We start from the raw sequence: 18356 nt of genomic DNA on the forward strand, positions 1-18356 counted from the left end.
CTTATTAAGGAGAAACGCTATATTGCTTAAAAAGGGTTTCTATAAGTGATAGAAACCCCTCTAGTTAAAGTTTCAATTTATTATTTCCTTGTATAATTCCGATTCTACACCTATTCTTACTTCCTTGACTAAAACTTCTTTCGCAAATAAAAGCTAAGTACCGAACCTTCTGAAAATCAGATTGAAGTTTTATAGCTTGCTCTTCAGCATAATCCTCAAAGGTAACGAAAGAGATTCTAACTATTTTAGATTTTGCATCAGTTGCATAAAATGGCCGGATATTACTGTCGATAATTTGTTTTATAACATTCGAAATTTCTTGACTAAAGCCAATTTACTTTCGTATTTCCTCGTTTATTAATTCATTTTTTAATGAACCCTAATATTTTTTAAAATTCATATAACAACCATCTATAAAATATTCTTACTTACAACGTAACATTCAGAGTGGAGAAATTTTCTTTTTTTGATTTTATCCCTCATTAACGGGCAGCCCGATTGGTGAGGGGGGATTAAAGTTTCACTTTATCTCATTTGTCCAATAAATGACAACTACTTATTCTATGGTCAGTATGTCACATCTAGAACGAATTGTAACAGTTTTTTTCAAGTTTCTAACTTCTCGCTAGGCTCAATTTCTTAATGTAACTTGTACTGATATCCTGTAGGGGCGCATATTCTTGTATTAATACTTCTATTATTAAAGGTAACATCCTTTGATCCATAATTGTCCTGACAAATATGATTTCATATAGCGACTGTTTTAATTAACATGATATGAACTCTTACAGAATATAGTTATGTTAGTGAAGTCGTTATAACACGATAGGCACTTGTGAAGAAATACATATATATGGGATGAGAGGGGGTCTTTCGAGATGAAGAAATTAGAACAAATGAAAAATTGGTTGACAAAACAAGTAGACCTACCAGTGGATGTATTAATGGATCTACCTCGGATTACTCTTGTTGGGCAAATACATATTTATATAGAAAATCATCGGGGGTTATTAGTGTTTTCAGATAAAGAAGTACGATTGCTTTTAAAACACGGTCAATTATTAATTAAAGGACAATCCTTTGTTATTAAAACGATTCTTCCAGAAGAGCTTTTGCTCGAAGGGATAATTGAGCAAGTAACATTTTTAGAAAATGAAAAAAAAGGTGATTGAAGTGAAACTTCCATTTGTGAAGTTTTTCTTCTTTATCCTGTAAAAGTTCCGTTGATAGAGACTGATTACAGTTTTACTCGGTTTCATTTTAGTACGAGCTATTTTAATGTTTCAAATAAAAAGTAGTATATCTACTTTTAGAAAGGTAGTGAAGGTGGTAAATGAAAAATAAATGGTTTATAAAGTGGCTTGGATATGTAAAAGTGCGAATTGAAGGTAGAGGAGCGGAACGGTTTGTTAATGAATGTGTACGGAGGAATTTATTAGTTTGGGATGTTAAAAAGATAGCTGATGAAACGTTAGTTTTTTGTATGTTGTTACGCGATGTGAAAAAAATAAAACCAATTTATAGAAAAAATGAATGTAAATTATATTTTATTGGACGTTATGGTTTTCCTTTTTGGAATAAGCGTTTAATTAAAAATAGTGGATTTTTAATTGGTTTTTTAATTTTCTTTTTTGGTGTGATTGCAATGTCAAATATGGTTTGGAAAATTGAAATTACAGGAGCAAAACCTGAAACGGAATATATATTGATGAAAGAATTGGATAAAATGGGTATTAAAAAAGGGAAACTACAATTTCAAATGCCGAATGTAGAAGATGTACAACGCCATTTGACAGATAATATTAATGCCATTACTTGGGCGGGACTAGAAGTAAGAGGAACGACGTATCATTTTAAAATTGTTGAAAAAAACGAACCGAAGAAAGAAAAGGAACAAAGGCCGCAAAATTTAGTAGCAAAAAAAGAAGCGATTATTACAAAGACGTTCGTAGAAGTTGGAAAGCCGGTTGTACTGAAAAATGATCATGTAGAAAAAGGGCAGATTCTCGTATCAGGAATATATGGTAATGAGGAAAGTCCGACGATTGTTTCAGCGAAAGGTATTGTGTATGGAGAAACGTGGTATACATCTAAGGTGGATGTCCCGTTAAAGACGCAATTCCAAGTGTATACTGGTAATGTATACAATGAACATTTTCTTAAATTTTGGGATACGAAAATAAAAATATGGGGATTTCAGCATGATAAGTATAAACGCTCTCGTACTGAAAGTGTAAAGCATGATGTGAAATTATTTGGTTTTACACTGCCGATTGCATATGAAAAAGATGTTGTGAGAGAAGAGGAAGAAGCGAATCGAGAATATACAGAAAAGCAAGCGCTGAAAGTAGCGAAAGAGATGGCCGAAAAAGAACTAAAGAAAAAATTGGATGAACATGCTATGATTGTAAGTGATAAGATTTTGAGTAAAGAGGTTGAGGCGGGTCAACTAAAGGTCACATTGCATTATACTGTGGTTGAAAATATTGCAGAGCCACAACCAATATCCGAATCCGATATTCAAGGAGACTGAGTAATGGCAGAACAATTAGTAGAAATGAACCAACAATTGGAAAATACTAACGAAGCAATCGCTCTTTTTGGAGTCAATGATGCACATTTAAAAGTAATTGAACGAGAACTGAATGTATCGATCGTAACTAGAGGAGAAACTGTTCATGTATCTGGGGCAGTTGAAACGGTGACACTCGTAGAAAAAATCTTACAGCAATTACTTGTTGTAATTCGTAAAAGTATATCAATTTCAGAGAGAGATGTTGCGTATGCAATTCAGCTTGCACAACAAGGGAAAATTGCTCAATTTGAAGAGTTATATGAAGAAGAAATTTTCAAGACTGCAAAAGGTAAATCCATTCGTGTAAAAACAATGGGGCAAAGACGATATATTCATGCGATGAAGAAGAATGATATTGTCTTTGGGATAGGGCCTGCAGGAACTGGAAAAACATACTTAGCTGTAGTAATGGCTGTGAGGGCTTTAAAACAAGGGTATGTAAAGAAAATTATTTTAACAAGACCTGCTGTAGAAGCTGGAGAAAATTTAGGTTTTTTACCAGGGGATTTGAAAGAGAAGGTAGATCCATACTTACGCCCATTATATGATGCCTTACATGATATTCTTGGACAAGAATATACGCAGCGTATGATGGAGCGAGGAGTAATTGAAATCGCGCCACTTGCTTATATGAGGGGGCGTACGCTTGATGATTCATTTGTTATTTTAGATGAGGCTCAAAATACAACGGGTGCTCAAATAAAAATGTTTTTAACAAGATTAGGTTTTAGTTCTAAAATGGTTATTACAGGGGACCCTTCACAAGTAGACTTGCCAAAAGGGGTAAAATCAGGGCTATCTATAGCTGCTAATATTTTATCTGGTGTATCAGGTCTGTCATTTATTACATTAGAACAAACGGACGTTGTGAGACATCCATTGGTGCAACTTATTATTGAGGCATATGATAAAATGGAATGATCCTATTTGTCAGGATCATTTCTTTTTGTATGATAAGGTTGGTGAACGTCATATTTTTTACTATCATGAAAGATAAGGAAAATAAACTATAGGTACTAGTGTATAAAATGTTGCCTCAAAGTATCGTTTGGTAGAAGAAATGAAAGCTATAAATAGTTTCACTTTATTTCTGGAGAGGAGAAGGTATTGAAATCATGTCAAGATCTCAAGAAATTTCTAAGTGGTTTCGTAATTTACAACATTCGAAAAAACTAAGTTGGATTTCTTACGTTGTATTAGGAGCAGTGCTGTTTTTTGCGCTTATGAATAATGTAAAACCAGAGCAATTAGATGTTAATATGTATTCTATTGCGAAAAAGACAATCCATTCTCCTATAAAAATTGAAGATAAAGTTACAACGGATAAAAAGAAAAAAGAAGCCGCTACAAAAGTTGAAGATCAATATACATATAAAAGTGAGTATAAACAAAACAAAGTTGATATTGTGAATGACGTCTTTGCTAAAGTGGATGAAGTGGTGCAAGAGATTAAAGCTGTTGGACCGGATGATCAAAAAAAGATGACTGATGCTGAGAAAGTGGAGAAGTTAAAAAAGAAACTACCCGCTGACTTAACGAAAGAATTATCTGATTCAAACTTACTAAGTTTGATTAATGCAGATTCGAGCCAATTAGTATTAGCGAAAGATGCTGCGGTCACAGCGATTAATAGTATCATGACTGAGCATATTAAAATGGACGAATTGAAAGATGCGAAAGAACGATATGTAAGTGAGATGAATAGTGTTAATGTTGATAATGGTTTAAAAGAGTCAATTAAGGCGCTAGGAAGATATGCAATTTCAGCAAACTATTTTTATGACCCGATCTTAACGAAAGAGAAGAGAAAAGCAGAGGAAGATTTAGTTCCACCTGTTTATATTCTTCAAGGACAAGTTCTTGTTAGAGAAGGTGAAACAATTTCAAGTGATGTGTATAATCAGTTGAAATTAGTTGGTTTGTTAGAAAAAGGGAACGGCTTTCAACCTTATGTTGGATTAGCGGTACTCATTGGTGTGTTACTATACTTTATGCATAAACAATTTGAATTATTTTTAAAGAGAAAAAGAGAAGATAGACCGTATGTTTTAGCGTATATTACAATTTTGTCTATCACAATCGTCTTAATGAAAATCATTAGTTTGTTTCAAAAACTTGAATACGCGGGGATTGCATATGTTGTCCCAGTTGCGATGGGAACAATACTTGTAAAACTAATGATTGGTGATCGATTTGTCTTTTTAACGAGTATGATTTTTTCTGTATGCGGAAGTATTATGTTTAATGAAGGAGTAACGAGTACATTAAATTATAGTGTAGGGATTTACGTATTGTTAAGTTCATTATCGGTTAGTATTTTCTTGCGAGAAAAAAATCGTCGTACAATGATTTTACAAGCTGGTATACTCGTTTCTGTATTAAATGTAGTCGTATTGGCGGCGCTCTTATTATTACGTAATGGGAATTTTTCGCCTCTTGAAATTGGTACGCAATTATTAATGGCTTCACTTTCAGGGATTATATCATCCGTTTTGGCTATGGGGATTTTACCATATTTAGAAAGTGGACTTGGAATCGTATCAAGCATGAAGCTTATGGAACTATCAAGTCCAAATCATCCGCTTTTACGCAGAATTTTGTTAGAAGCGCCAGGGACATATCATCATAGTGTAATGGTAGCGAATCTTTCTGAGGCTGCTTGTGAAGCAGTCGGGGCAAATGGTGTATTAGCGCGTGTAGGGGCATATTATCATGATGTAGGAAAAACAGTACAACCGCAATTTTTTATTGAAAACCAAATGGGAATTGAAAACCCGCATGATAAATTAGATCCTGTAACAAGTAAAGATATTATAATTGCTCACGTAACGGATGGAGTAAGAATGCTCGAAGAATATCATATTCCACAAGAAATTATTGATATCGCTGGGCAACATCACGGTACAACGTTACTGAAATATTTTTATTATAAAGCTATTAAAGAAGATAAAGAAAAATATACAGAAGAGATGTTCCGTTATCCAGGTTCAAAAGCAACTTCGAAAGAATCGGCAATTGTTGGTATTGCTGATAGTGTAGAAGCTGCGGTACGTTCTATGAATCACCCAACGCCAGAACAAATTAATAATTTGGTGCAAAGTATTATTAAAGATCGACTACAAGACGGTCAATTTAGTGAATGTGATTTGACGTTTAAGGAACTACAAATCGTTGGAAAAACGTTGTGTGAAACGTTAAATGGTATTTTCCATTCGCGTATTACATATCCGGAACTTCCGGAAGAAAAGGAGAAAGAATGAGTTTGTTAATTGATTTTATTGATGAAACAGAAGAAGTAAAAGAAGCGTATATGAGTTTAATTCGTGAAGTGTTAGAAAAAGCAGCTCAAATGGAAAATATCGAGGATGGTGCGGAGGTATCGGTGACATTTGTAGATAATGAGCGCATTAGAGAAATTAATCGTGATTACCGAGATAAAGATCAACCTACAGATGTAATATCCTTTGCGATGGAAGAAATGGGAGAAGGAGAAATGGAGATTGTTGGTGCAGAGATGCCGCGCATGTTAGGTGATCTTATTATCTCTATTCCAAGGGCGAAAGAGCAAGCTGAAGAGTACGGACATTCTTTTGATCGTGAACTTGGATTTTTGGCGTTACATGGCTTTTTACATTTACTTGGTTATGATCACATGACAGAAGAAGATGAAAAAGAAATGTTCGGAAGACAAAAAGAAATTTTAGAAGCTTTTGGATTAGGACGATGAAAAAAGGAAAACTTATAGATAGTTTTGGATATGCTATAGCTGGTATATTCTTTTGTTTTCGTCATGAACGAAATATGAAAATCCATTATTTAGCCGCAGTCATTGTTATATGCTGCGGCTTTTATTTCCATATTACGAGAACAGAGTGGATGATATTACTTATTGTAATAGGTAGTGTAATGAGTTTAGAAATGGTAAATACGGCTGTGGAAAAAACAGTAGATTTAGCGACTGCCGATATTCATCCATTTGCAAAAATTGCAAAGGATGTTGCGGCAGGAGCGGTTTTATTGTTTGCAATTATAGCTGTTATAATTGGTGCTATTATCTTTTTACCGTATATGGTATAGTTGCATTCCGAAGCTTTTATTAAGCTTTGGAAGTGCCGTAAGGGGCTTTAATGAGAGAATGTACCTCTTCATAGCTGTGAACAGGAAGGATGCGGGAATATGAATAGTAAACAATTAATTCTAGAAGCAATCGAAGCGCGTAAACAAGCGTACGTACCATATTCTAAATTTCAAGTAGGTGCAGCACTATTAACGCGCGATGGAAAAGTATATCGTGGATGTAATGTTGAGAATGCATCATATGGCTTATGTAATTGTGCTGAAAGAACAGCTTTATTTAAGGCGGTTTCTGAAGGAGATAAAGAATTTGTAGCCATTGCGGTTGTAGCAGATACAAAGCGCCCAGTACCTCCTTGTGGAGCATGTCGACAAGTTATGGTAGAATTATGTAAACAGGATACGAAAGTATACTTATCAAATTTACATGGTGACGTTCAGGAGACGACAGTCGGAGAATTGTTACCAGGAGCATTTTTAGCGGAGGATTTACATGAATAGAAAAGGTTATAAATCAGGTTTTGTCTCTATTATTGGCAGACCGAATGTTGGGAAATCTACATTTTTAAATCGTATTATCGGCCAGAAAATTGCTATTATGAGTGATAAGCCACAAACGACTCGTAATAAAATTCAAGGTGTATATACAGAAAATGATGCACAAGTTATTTTCATTGATACACCAGGAATACATAAACCTAAACATAAACTAGGCGACTTCATGGTGAAGATGGCGCAAACGACATTAAAAGAAGTTGATATCGTTCTGTTTATGGTTAATGCTGTCGAAGGCTTTGGTCGTGGTGAAGAATTCATCATCGAGAAGTTAAAAGAAACGAAACAACCAGTATTTTTAGTTATTAATAAAATTGACCAACTTCATCCAGAGCAATTACTAGAGTTAATTGATCAATATCGTAAACTACATGAGTTTGCAGAAATTGTACCAATTTCTGCGTTAGACGGTAATAATGTGGACGCTTTAATTGGAACAATTAAAAAGTATTTACCAGAAGGACCACAATACTATCCAGATAATCAAGTAACGGATCATCCGGAGAGATTTATTATTGCAGAGCTTATTCGTGAGAAAGTACTACATTTAACACGTGAAGAAGTGCCGCATTCTGTGGCTGTTGTTATCGATGCGATTCAAAAGCGTGAGGGCGGGGCAGTTTATATAAATGCAACGATTGTTGTTGAACGTGCATCACAAAAAGGAATCATCATCGGAAAACAAGGGAAAATGTTAAAAGAAGTTGGTAAGCGAGCTCGTTTTGATATTGAAGCGCTACTTGGTTCTAAAGTATTTTTAGAAGTATGGGTAAAAGTGCAAAAAGATTGGCGTAATAAAATGTCTCAGCTTCGTGACCTAGGTTTCCGCGAGGATGAGTACTAAAATAGAGTCAAGCTGTAATCAGTGGATGGTTGGTTCATCCACTGATTATTGGTTTTTATGAACTTTGATAAATTAGGAAAAATTTTTCTCACATGAAAATGGACAAAATGGGTCAATTTAATAACAACAAAGGAAATTGGTTTATAGGCTACGCTTATTGAGAAAGGTGGATTCTTATGCTAGATTTTACCTGGAAGTTTTTCTCCAAAACAGGAAGCATTGAAACGTACTTGCTTTTGAAAGAAATGGAAAAAGACGTAAACGATGAGATGGATCAACATGAAGAGGAGCTAGCGCATCTAGACTCTCCAATTTCTTGACCCGTTTTGTTCAAACCTTGGATGGTGACGAACATGTTTCAAAAAGTTGAGGGCATCGTTATCCGTACGACAGATTACGGAGAAACGAACAAGATTGTTACAATATTCTCAAGAGAACTTGGTAAGGTAAGTGCAATGGCAAGAGGGGCAAAAAAACCGAAAAGCCGATTAGCATCTGTGTCGCAATTAATGACACATGGCCAGTTTCTTATTCAAATGGGATCTGGGCTTGGAACATTGCAACAAGGCGAGATTATTTCAACTATGAAAGAAATTCGCGAGGATATATTTTTAACTGCTTATGCATCATTTATTGTTGAATTAACTGATAAAGCAACAGAAGATAAAAAACATAATCCGTATTTATTTGAAATGTTATATCAAACGTTGCATTATATGTGTGAGGGTGTTGATCCAGAAGTATTATCATTAATTTATCAAACGAAAATGCTTCCGGTATTAGGGATGCGCCCGTACTTTGATACATGTGCGATTTGTCATCAAGAAACAGACTTTGTCGCCTTCTCCGTTAGGGAAGGCGGTTTTCTGTGCTCACGTCATGCGGAGCAAGACCCGTATCGTATACCGGTAGGAGAAGCTGTTCATAAATTATTACGTCTTTTCTTCCATTTCGATTTACATAGGCTCGGAAATGTATCGGTAAAGGATAGCACAAAAAAACAAATGCGTTTAGTATTGAATACATATTATGATGAATATTGCGGAATTTATTTGAAATCAAGACGTTTTTTAGAACAACTTGATAAGTTTCAAATATAATTTTGGGCCGTATACGGTCCTTTTTACATACTTTCTTTTTCGAATAGCATATTTAGTATATAATATTTAAGAGATAGTATAACTTTTTTCGTTGTGCATTAAAGGTGGTGATTATCATAGAGCTGAATAAACGGCAAGAACATATAATTCAGATTGTAAAAGATCACGGTCCTATTACAGGGGAATCAATTGCAGCGCAATTGGGTCTAACACGTGCGACGCTAAGACCAGACTTAGCAATTTTAACGATGGCTGGTTATTTAGAAGCACGTCCACGCGTAGGTTATTTTTATACGGGTAAAACTGGGGGGCAGTTATTATCTGAAGCTGTTAAGAAAATTAAAGTACAAGATTATCAATCTAGACCGGTTGTAATTGATAAAAATGTTTCCGTATACGATGCAATTTGTACGATGTTTTTAGAGGACGTTGGTACATTGTTCGTTGTAGATCAGATGACTCTATTAGTTGGTGTTGTGTCTCGTAAAGATTTATTAAGAGCGAGCTTAGGAAAGCAGGATTTAACCTCTCTTCCGGTTAATATTATCATGACAAGGATGCCAAACATTGCGATGTGTCGTAGAGAGGATTCTTTATATGATATTGCGATGGAATTAATAGAAAGACAGATTGATGCAATGCCAGTTGTAAAAGATACGAAACAAGGTTTAGAAGTGATTGGGCGAATTACAAAAACAAATATTACACGTGCGTTTGTAAATTTAGTAAATAACGAATAAGTGTAATTTGTTTAAAGTGAGGTAATGTAATGGATAATAAAATCGTATATGTCGTATCTGACTCTGTAGGGGAAACGGCTGATTTGGTTGTTCGAGCAGCAATGGGGCAATTCCCGTTTGCTCCTGATATTAGACGTGTACCGTATGTAGAAGATACAGGGACATTAAAAGAAGTGATTTCGATTGCTAAGAGTAATCAAGCACTTATATGTTTTACGTTAGTTAAGCCTGATATGCGCAAATATTTAGTAACAGAGGCTGCAAAAGAAGGGGTAGAGGCATACGATATTATCGGCCCTCTTATTGATCAAATTGAAGAAATTACGGGGCAAGTGCCGAGATATGAGCCAGGCGTTGTCCGTAGGTTAGATGAAGAATACTTTAAAAAGATTGAAGCGATTGAGTTTGCTGTGAAGTATGATGACGGCAGAGATGCACGAGGTATTTTAAAAGCGGATATCGTGTTGATTGGTGTTTCGCGTACATCAAAAACACCACTTTCTCAATATTTAGCTCATAATAAACGCTTGAAAGTTGCGAATGTACCACTCGTGCCAGAAGTTGACCCACCTGAAGAACTATATCAAGTGGCAAAAGAAAAATGTTTCGGTTTGAAAATTACGCCAGATAAGTTAAATCATATTCGAAAAGAACGATTAAAATCACTTGGATTAAGTGATGGAGCAACATATGCAAATATTAATCGTATTCAAGAAGAAATTGATCACTTTGAGGAAGTAATTAGTAAAATAAATTGTCAAGTAATCGATGTATCGAATAAAGCAATTGAAGAAACAGCAAATATTATTGTGAATGCAGTGCAAAACCAAAAAATGTTTTAGCACATTTACCAAAGGTGAATGTGCTTTTTTCGCTCGTGTGAAATATGGTACCTATGGATTTTGTAATAGATTGTAGTGTAATGGTTATACTTATACTCCTTTGTCTTTTAGTATATTCAAGGTGTGAGTTTGTCATCCTGAAATGTAAGATGAAAAAATAAAGGGATATGTAGCGTAGTTGAAGAAAATATATTATAATAAAAAATTGTGATAAAAACCTATATTTTACGTTTAGACTTTAATTTTTCAGAATAAACTAGGGATAGGATTTACGAAAAAGACATGTAATTACGTTAAATCGACAAAATCTATACAAGAAAACGCACATTATGGAAGGATTCACAGAAGGGATGTAGAATACAGAAATATGCAAAGCATTGACAACATATTAGTTGGTGTGGATGTATATCCCGTGAAGGCTGAAATTGTGCAAGTTGGAGCGGAATTTCATGTCGGAATTTTGTTTGTCGCATCATATGCTCATCCTTTAAGGAAATAGCAAGGCCATTGGATCTTTGTAGATACTGAACAAAATGGAGTTGATCGTTATATGGATCAACATGAGAAAGTTACAAATCTCAAGATCAAACAGTATATGTGGCTTGCTACTCTTCTTATAAAAAGGTGTATATGTATTGTTTCTAAGAGATACATTTGTAACAGATGAGCAAATGTATACAATTTTATATAGCAAGTATGTATATGCGATTTATGCAGATAAAGGACCTATAGGAAAGGTTTAAAATCGTTTATACAATGTAATCGGCAACACTTTCTAACAAGTTTAGAAAAATATTGTCGAATTATAAAGGAATTTTTTAATTTATATCGAATACAAAATACGACACGGAGATGGAGTTATGGGGAACAGAATTCCCGAAGAAGTTGTTGAACAGATTCGGACATCATCCGATATTGTAGAAGTCATTGGTGAATACGTTCAACTTAGAAAACAGGGGCGTAACTATTTCGGCCTTTGTCCATTTCATGGTGAGAATTCTCCTTCATTCTCTGTTTCATCTGATAAGCAAATTTTTCATTGCTTCGGATGTGGAGAAGGTGGAAATGTATTTTCCTTTCTAATGAAAATGGAAGGACTGGCTTTTACCGAGGCTGTTCAAAAGCTAGGCGAAAGAAATGGAATTGCGGTTGCAGAGTATACATCAGGGCAAGGACAACAAGAAGACATATCTGATGACACTGTCATCATGCAACAAGCTCATGAATTATTGAAAAAGTATTATCATCATTTATTAGTAAATACGGAAGAGGGAAATGAAGCACTTTCATATTTATTAAACCGTGGTATTACGAAAGAGATGATTGAGAAGTTTGAAATTGGTTATGCATCACCTACTTGGGATGCAGCGACGAAAATTTTACAAAAAAGAGGTTTATCGCTGTCTAGTATGGAACAAGCTGGCCTTCTAATAAGAAGTGAGAAGGATGGTAGTCATTATGATCGCTTCCGTGGAAGAGTTATGTTCCCGATTTATACGTTACAAGGTAAGGTGATAGCGTTTAGTGGAAGGGCGTTAGGAGATGACACTCCGAAATATTTAAATAGCCCTGAAACACCGATTTTTCACAAAAGTAAATTGTTGTATAATTTCCACCAAGCAAGACCGTTTATTAGAAAACGTGGGCAAGTGGTTCTTTTTGAAGGATATGCCGATGTACTAGCTGCGGTAAAAAGTGGTGTGGAAGAAGCTGTTGCGACAATGGGAACAGCTTTAACTGAAGAACAAGCAAAACTTCTGCGACGTAACGTTGAAACTGTTGTTCTTTGCTATGATGGTGATAAAGCAGGGCGAGAAGCGACGATGAAAGCAGGGCAATTATTGCTAAAAGTTGGTTGCCAAGTGAAAGTCACATCCTTGCCAGATAAGCTTGATCCTGATGAATATGTGCAACAATATGGGACTACTGCTTTTGAAAATCTTGTGAAATCAAGTGTGAGTTTTGTTGGTTTTAAAATAAATTATTTGCGTTTAGGGAAAAATTTGCAAGATGAGTCTGGCAAAGAAGAATATGTGAAAAGTGTTTTAAAAGAGTTATCGTTGTTACAAGATGCGATGCAGGCAGAGTCATATTTGAAGTCATTATCGCAAGAATTTTCGTATTCAATGGAAACACTTTTGAATCAATTGCACCAATATCGCAAAGAACAAAAGGTACAGCAAAAACAAATAAAGCAGGTTGCTAAACCGTCTCAAGTCGTTCAAACAAAACCGAAGTTAACAGGTTTTGAAAGAGCGGAAAGAGAAATTATTTACCATATGTTGCAAAGTGCAGAAGTAGCTGTTCGTATGGAATCCCATATAGAAGATTTTCATACAGAAGAACATAAAGGGATTTTATATGAACTATACGCATATTATGAAAAGGGAAATGAACCTTCAGTCGGAACATTTTTAAGTTGGCTCTCTGATGAAAAGTTGAAAAATATTATCACTGATATTTCGACGGATGAATTTATTAATCCAGAATACACAGAAGAAGTGTTGCAAGGCCATTTGGAGACGCTTAGACGGCATCAGGAAAAACTTGAAAAGATGGAGATCATCTTTAAAGTGAAACAAATGGAAAAAACAGATCCTGTAGAGGCTGCTAAATATTATGTAGCATATTTACAAAATCAAAAAGCGAGAAAATAGCTTTTTTGATAAAGTTTTAGTATAATGAATGTTTGTATCTCGCGTAAGGAGGGGAACAGATGGCTGACAAACCAGCTCGTTCTAAACAAATTGAAACTGAAATGACCCTTGAGCAAGTGAAAGAACAACTCACTGAGCTCGGAAAAAAACGTGGCGTTCTTACATATGAAGAGATTGCAGAACGCATGAATGGATTTGAAATTGAATCCGATCAAATGGATGAATACTATGAATATTTAGGTGAACAAGGCATTGATTTAGTTGGTGATAATGACAACGAAGAAGGCCCTAATAATCGCCAAATTACAAAAACAGAAGAAGAGTTTGACCTCAATGATTTAAGTGTACCACCTGGGGTTAAAATCAACGATCCTGTTCGTATGTATTTAAAAGAAATTGGTCGTGTAGACTTACTATCTGCAGAAGAAGAAATTCGACTTGCAACGCGTATTGAAGAAGGCGATGAAGAAGCGAAACGTCGTCTTGCAGAAGCAAACTTACGTCTTGTAGTAAGTATTGCAAAGCGCTATGTAGGCCGTGGTATGCTTTTCTTAGACTTAATTCAAGAAGGTAATATGGGTCTAATTAAAGCTGTTGAAAAGTTCGATTATCGTAAAGGTTTCAAATTTAGTACGTATGCAACTTGGTGGATTCGCCAAGCTATTACACGTGCCATTGCAGACCAAGCACGAACAATTCGTATTCCAGTTCATATGGTTGAAACGATTAATAAGTTAATTCGTGTACAACGTCAATTATTACAAGATTTAGGTCGTGAACCGTCTCCTGAAGAGATTGGTGAAGAAATGGATCTTGCTCCAGAAAAAGTACGTGAAATCTTAAAAATTGCACAGGAGCCAGTTTCTCTTGAAACACCAATTGGTGAAGAAGATGACTCCCATTTAGGTGACTTTATTGAAGACCAAGAAGCAACATCGCCTGCGGACCATGCGGCCTATGAATTGCTAAAAGAACAATTAGAAGATGTGTTAGATACGCTAACAGATCGTGAAGAAAATGTTCTACGTCTTCGTTTCGGTTTAGATGATGGACGAACTCGTACGCTTGAAGAAGTTGGGAAAGTATTCGGCGTAACGAGAGAGCGTATTCGTCAAATTGAAGCAAAAGCACTTCGCAAATTAAGACATCCAAGCCGTAGTAAGCGTCTTAAGGATTTCTTAGAATAGGTTATTTTTTAAGTTTACTTCACCTTTGTGAAGTAAACTTTTTTATTTTGTTAATTTTTGTTAAAATTTAGCTATCGGCAACGATTACAATTTCTTGTAATTTATTTTACAGAATTGTCTTTTGATTTGCAAATGCTCATTTTTCGATTTTTCGATTAATTTTGTTTATTATATACAAAAATATATGTAGAAAAGCGAAAAATATGATGAGAAACGTTAATAATTATCGAAATAATAAGCGATATGACAATAAAAAACAATAAACTGAATTTATGGAATATTTTTAACAAGTGGTAGTTTACTCTTTTCTGATAGAGCGTTTTCAAGTACAATGGAAATGACTGAATCATCTAACTATTTAGGGGTATAGAGGGGGGAGAAGAGATATGAAACGTAATCCGCTGATTCCGTTCGCTCTTATTGCAGCATTGGGTATTATCGTTATGTTTGTATTTTCATTTCAGGGGCTAAATAAATCTAAAGAGTTAGCTGATGCAAAAAATGGCGGGAAGCCAGCACAAACAGCATCAAAGCCAGAGGATATTGTGAAGCAAAGCTGTACGAGCTGCCATGGTGATCAGTTACAAGGGGCAGTTGGACCTAACTTACAAAAAATTGGTGGGAAACTTTCAAAGGATGAAATTAAAGAAATTCTTTCGAAAGGAAAAGGCAATATGCCTGCCAATATAGTTCCAGCTGATCAAGCCGCTAAAGTAGCTGATTGGTTATCGAAGAAAAAATAAAGTTCCGTATGACAAGCCTTTTGCTTATGCAAAGGGCTTGTTTTTCTATATTTTCTAAAATACGATGAATGATAGAGCGGTGAATTGTTGTTATGGGCTTGCAACAACTACTATAAATTCATTATCATGGAGACAGACTGACAAGAGAAGGAGTAATGGAAATACATGAATGAAGTAAAGCTTTCAAAACGATTAGAAGAAGTTGTACGTGAAATACCAGTAGGATCTACAGTTGCTGATATTGGATCGGATCATGCGTATTTACCGTGTTATACAATTATAAATAATATTGCTACAAAAGCAGTTGCAGGAGAGGTTGTAGATGGACCATTTCGCTCTGCGCAAGCAACTGTAGCTGAAAGTGGTTTACAAGATAAAGTAGATGTGCGTAAAGGGAATGGGTTAGCTGTTATAGCGCCAGGAGAAGTAGATGTAATTACGGTTGCTGGAATGGGCGGAGCGTTAATTCGTGACATTTTAGAAAGTGGTAAAGAAAAATTAGAAGGTGTAACACGTTTAATTTTACAGCCGAATATTGCAGCGCATCATATTCGTGAATGGTTTATTGAGAATGGTTGGGAGCTTATCCATGAAAAAATCGTAAAAGAAGATGGGAAAATTTACGAAATTTTAGTAGGGGAGCGAGGAAATGTTGTAGCGCCTTACTCTGAAAATAAACAAGCTGAATTGTTTATGGGACCATTTTTAATAAAAGAAAAAAGTGAGGCTTTCGTTGAAAAATGGGAAGGAGAATTAAAAAACTTCCAAAATATTTTAAAACAGTTGGAACGTGCGGCTGATTCTGAAGAAACAAAAGCGAAGCGTGGGGAAGTAGAAGCGAAAATGAAAATGATAGGGGAGGTTTTATCATGAGTAAAATTCCAAACGGCCATGAAATTATTTCTTTATTTGAAAGTATGTATCCGAAGCATTTGGCGATGGAAGGAGATAAGATTGGCCTGCAGATTGGAGCGCTTAATAAACCCGTGCAGCACGTATTGATTGCGTTAGATGTAACGGAAGAAGTTGTGGATGAAGCAATTCAATTAGGGGCAAATGTCATTATTGCTCATCATCCTTTAATTTTTAACCCGTTAAAAGCAATTCATACAGATAAGGCGTATGGGAAAATTATTGAAAAGTGTATTAAAAATGATATTGCAATCTATGCAGCGCATACAAATGTGGATGTTGCTAAGGGCGGGGTAAATGATTTACTTGCTGAGGCGTTAGGATTGCAAAATACAGAAGTTCTAGCACCGACATATGCAGAAGAAATGAAAAAAGTTGTTGTGTTTGTGCCAGTCACTCATGCAGAAGAAGTAAGGAAAGCATTAGGAGACGCAGGTGCTGGTCATATCGGCAATTATAGCCACTGTACGTTTAGTAGCGAGGGTACAGGCACATTTGTACCTCAAGAGGGGACAAACCCTTATATTGGGGAAACTGGACAGTTAGAACGTGTAGAAGAAGTACGCATCGAAACGATTATTCCAGTTTCATTACAGCGGAAAGTGATTAAAGCAATGGTAACGGCACATCCATATGAAGAAGTAGCATACGATGTGTACCCGCTTGATAATAAAGGTGAAACGTTAGGCCTGGGGAAAATAGGATACTTACAAGAAGAAATGACGCTTGGTCAATTTGCAGAACATGTGAAACAATCATTAGACGTGAATGGGGCAAGAGTTGTCGGTAAGTTAGATGATAAAGTGCGTAAAGTAGCTGTACTTGGTGGAGATGGTAATAAATATATAAACCAAGCGAAATTTAAAGGAGCAGATGTATATGTAACTGGTGACATGTACTATCATGTTGCTCATGATGCGATGATGCTCGGTTTAAATATAGTTGACCCAGGACATAATGTTGAAAAAGTAATGAAACAAGGTGTACAAAAGCAACTGCAAGAAAAAGTGGATGCAAAGAAATTAAATGTTCAAATTCATGCTTCGCAGTTACATACAGATCCATTCACATTTGTATAAGAAAAATAAAAACCGTTGCTCCATTAGGGCAACGGTTTTTATTATTGTTCTTTCTTCACCTTTACGCGAGGTAATATCTTTTGAAGTGGTACTTTTCTAACTCTCTCCCACGTTGTTGGATTCATTGGGTCATATTGCTCTAAGAACGCGATAACTTCTTTTGTAATCGGCGTTGGAGTAGAAGCACCTGCTGTAACAGCTACGTTTTCTACACCTTGTAGCCACTCTAATTGAATTTCGCTTACATCAGCAACTCGATATGCTTTTGTACCCGCGATTTCTTGTGATACTTGTGCTAAGCGATTTGAATTGTTACTTTTCGGATCACCAACAACAATTGTTAAGTCTGCAACATCAGCTTGTTTAGCGACAGCTTCTTGGCGAACTTGAGTAGCTAAACAAATTTCTTTATGGAATTCTGCTGTTGGGAATTTTTTTTGAATGTCCTCCATTAAATGTTGAACATCCCATTGACTCATCGTTGTTTGATTCGTTACTAAAATTTTATCTGTTGGAATTTCTAATGTTTTTAAATCATCGGCTCTTTCGATAAGGTGAACGATGTCAGGTGCAATACCAACTGCGCCTTCTGGCTCTGGATGATTTTTTTTACCGATATAAATGACATGATACCCTTCCGCTTTCTTAGCTTCGATAAGGTCATGCGTCTTGGTAACATCTGGGCAAGTGGCATCGATTGTTGTTAAACCTTTTTCTTTTGCGCGTTGTTTAACTTCTGGAGAAACACCGTGTGCTGTGAAAATAACAGTACCAGAATCAATTTTATCTAAAATTTCTAAGCGACTTGGACCGTCTAATGTGATGATTCCATCTTCTTCAAAAGCGTCTGTAACATGTTTATTGTGAACAATCATACCTAAAATATAAATGGGTCTCGGCAATGATTTATCTAATGCAGCGTTACGTGCAATTACCATTGCATCGACAACACCGTAGCAATAACCACGAGGGGAAATTTTAACAATTTTCATATGAGTAATCCTCTCCTTCTAAACAAGGGATACTTTTGTGCATAGTCTTTTACATT

At 35.6% G+C, this 18356-nt stretch carries 19 protein-coding genes; 18 read left to right on the plus strand and 1 reads right to left on the minus strand.

The genetic code is table 11. The features are described 5' to 3' along the window. The first annotated feature begins 878 nt into the window (after nucleotides 1-878). From yqfC to HMPREF1014_RS02960, 18 genes are all read left to right on the plus strand, one after another. Nucleotides 879-1172: a sporulation protein YqfC gene (gene yqfC, locus HMPREF1014_RS02870; RefSeq protein ID WP_000732269.1), complete on the plus strand. Its 294-nt coding sequence runs from the start codon at nucleotides 879-881 to the stop codon at nucleotides 1170-1172. A gap of 161 nt (nucleotides 1173-1333) precedes the next feature. Further along, nucleotides 1334-2533, plus strand: coding sequence for a sporulation protein YqfD (yqfD, locus tag HMPREF1014_RS02880; protein ID WP_000792500.1), 1200 nt, complete (start codon nucleotides 1334-1336; stop codon nucleotides 2531-2533). A gap of 3 nt (nucleotides 2534-2536) precedes the next feature. Next, the gene (locus HMPREF1014_RS02885; protein WP_000840519.1) at nucleotides 2537-3496 is read left to right on the plus strand and encodes a PhoH family protein; all 960 of its coding nucleotides are present in this window, start codon (nucleotides 2537-2539) and stop codon (nucleotides 3494-3496) included. Nucleotides 3497-3690: 194 nt separating this feature from the next. Next, the gene (locus HMPREF1014_RS02890; protein WP_000091514.1) at nucleotides 3691-5835 is read left to right on the plus strand and encodes an HD family phosphohydrolase; all 2145 of its coding nucleotides are present in this window, start codon (nucleotides 3691-3693) and stop codon (nucleotides 5833-5835) included. Further along, the gene (gene ybeY, locus HMPREF1014_RS02895) at nucleotides 5832-6302 is read left to right on the plus strand and encodes an rRNA maturation RNase YbeY (protein WP_000054679.1); all 471 of its coding nucleotides are present in this window, start codon (nucleotides 5832-5834) and stop codon (nucleotides 6300-6302) included. Before HMPREF1014_RS02890 ends, ybeY begins: the two co-directional genes overlap by 4 nt. Then, the gene (locus HMPREF1014_RS02900) at nucleotides 6299-6652 is read left to right on the plus strand and encodes a diacylglycerol kinase family protein (RefSeq protein ID WP_000715469.1); all 354 of its coding nucleotides are present in this window, start codon (nucleotides 6299-6301) and stop codon (nucleotides 6650-6652) included. Before ybeY ends, HMPREF1014_RS02900 begins: the two co-directional genes overlap by 4 nt. Nucleotides 6653-6751: 99 nt before the next feature. Beyond that, nucleotides 6752-7150 carry a cytidine deaminase gene (locus tag HMPREF1014_RS02905; RefSeq protein ID WP_001086281.1) on the plus strand — a complete coding sequence of 133 codons (399 nt, stop codon included), beginning with the start codon at nucleotides 6752-6754 and terminating at the stop codon, nucleotides 7148-7150. Beyond that, nucleotides 7143-8048 carry a GTPase Era gene (era, locus tag HMPREF1014_RS02910; protein ID WP_001080229.1) on the plus strand — a complete coding sequence of 302 codons (906 nt, stop codon included), beginning with the start codon at nucleotides 7143-7145 and terminating at the stop codon, nucleotides 8046-8048. The genes HMPREF1014_RS02905 and era overlap by 8 nt, the downstream gene beginning before the upstream one ends. A 176-nt stretch (nucleotides 8049-8224) precedes the next feature. After that, nucleotides 8225-8368: a YqzL family protein gene (locus HMPREF1014_RS02915; protein ID WP_000883924.1), complete on the plus strand. Its 144-nt coding sequence runs from the start codon at nucleotides 8225-8227 to the stop codon at nucleotides 8366-8368. Between the two features lie 33 nt (nucleotides 8369-8401). Then, nucleotides 8402-9148, plus strand: coding sequence for a DNA repair protein RecO (recO, locus tag HMPREF1014_RS02920; protein WP_000487013.1), 747 nt, complete (start codon nucleotides 8402-8404; stop codon nucleotides 9146-9148). 107 nt (nucleotides 9149-9255) lie between these two features. Beyond that, nucleotides 9256-9888: a transcriptional regulator CcpN gene (gene ccpN, locus HMPREF1014_RS02925; RefSeq protein ID WP_000583756.1), complete on the plus strand. Its 633-nt coding sequence runs from the start codon at nucleotides 9256-9258 to the stop codon at nucleotides 9886-9888. Between the two features lie 29 nt (nucleotides 9889-9917). Beyond that, complete coding sequence (locus tag HMPREF1014_RS02930; RefSeq protein WP_000368936.1) at nucleotides 9918-10730, plus strand: pyruvate, water dikinase regulatory protein; 813 nt, start codon at nucleotides 9918-9920, stop codon at nucleotides 10728-10730. 367 nt (nucleotides 10731-11097) lie between these two features. Beyond that, nucleotides 11098-11229, plus strand: a complete 132-nt coding sequence (locus tag HMPREF1014_RS31970; protein WP_002000855.1) for a hypothetical protein — start codon at nucleotides 11098-11100, stop codon at nucleotides 11227-11229. Nucleotides 11230-11590: 361 nt separating this feature from the next. Further along, entirely contained in the window at nucleotides 11591-13387 is a 1797-nt protein-coding gene (gene dnaG, locus HMPREF1014_RS02940; protein WP_000528224.1) for a DNA primase, read from the plus strand. A 59-nt stretch (nucleotides 13388-13446) separates the two neighbouring features. Continuing rightward, the gene (gene rpoD / locus HMPREF1014_RS02945) at nucleotides 13447-14574 is read left to right on the plus strand and encodes an RNA polymerase sigma factor RpoD (protein ID WP_000764066.1); all 1128 of its coding nucleotides are present in this window, start codon (nucleotides 13447-13449) and stop codon (nucleotides 14572-14574) included. Between the two features lie 386 nt (nucleotides 14575-14960). Next, nucleotides 14961-15317, plus strand: coding sequence for a cytochrome c550 (gene cccA, locus HMPREF1014_RS02950; protein WP_000828141.1), 357 nt, complete (start codon nucleotides 14961-14963; stop codon nucleotides 15315-15317). A 165-nt stretch (nucleotides 15318-15482) separates the two neighbouring features. Further along, entirely contained in the window at nucleotides 15483-16190 is a 708-nt protein-coding gene (locus tag HMPREF1014_RS02955; RefSeq protein ID WP_001006544.1) for a tRNA (adenine(22)-N(1))-methyltransferase, read from the plus strand. Then, nucleotides 16187-17308, plus strand: coding sequence for a Nif3-like dinuclear metal center hexameric protein (locus tag HMPREF1014_RS02960; protein WP_000036221.1), 1122 nt, complete (start codon nucleotides 16187-16189; stop codon nucleotides 17306-17308). Before HMPREF1014_RS02955 ends, HMPREF1014_RS02960 begins: the two co-directional genes overlap by 4 nt. A gap of 41 nt (nucleotides 17309-17349) precedes the next feature. Here the strand turns inward: HMPREF1014_RS02960 and HMPREF1014_RS02965 are convergent, their stop codons facing one another. Beyond that, on the minus strand, nucleotides 17350-18300 hold the full coding sequence (locus HMPREF1014_RS02965) for a 4-hydroxy-3-methylbut-2-enyl diphosphate reductase (RefSeq protein WP_000706660.1): 951 nt from the start codon (nucleotides 18298-18300) through the stop codon (nucleotides 17350-17352). Nucleotides 18301-18356 lie beyond the last annotated feature (56 nt).

The organism is Bacillus sp. 7_6_55CFAA_CT2 (genome assembly GCF_000238655.1).
In the GTDB taxonomy this organism is placed as follows: Bacteria; Bacillota; Bacilli; order Bacillales; family Bacillaceae_G; genus Bacillus_A; species Bacillus_A cereus.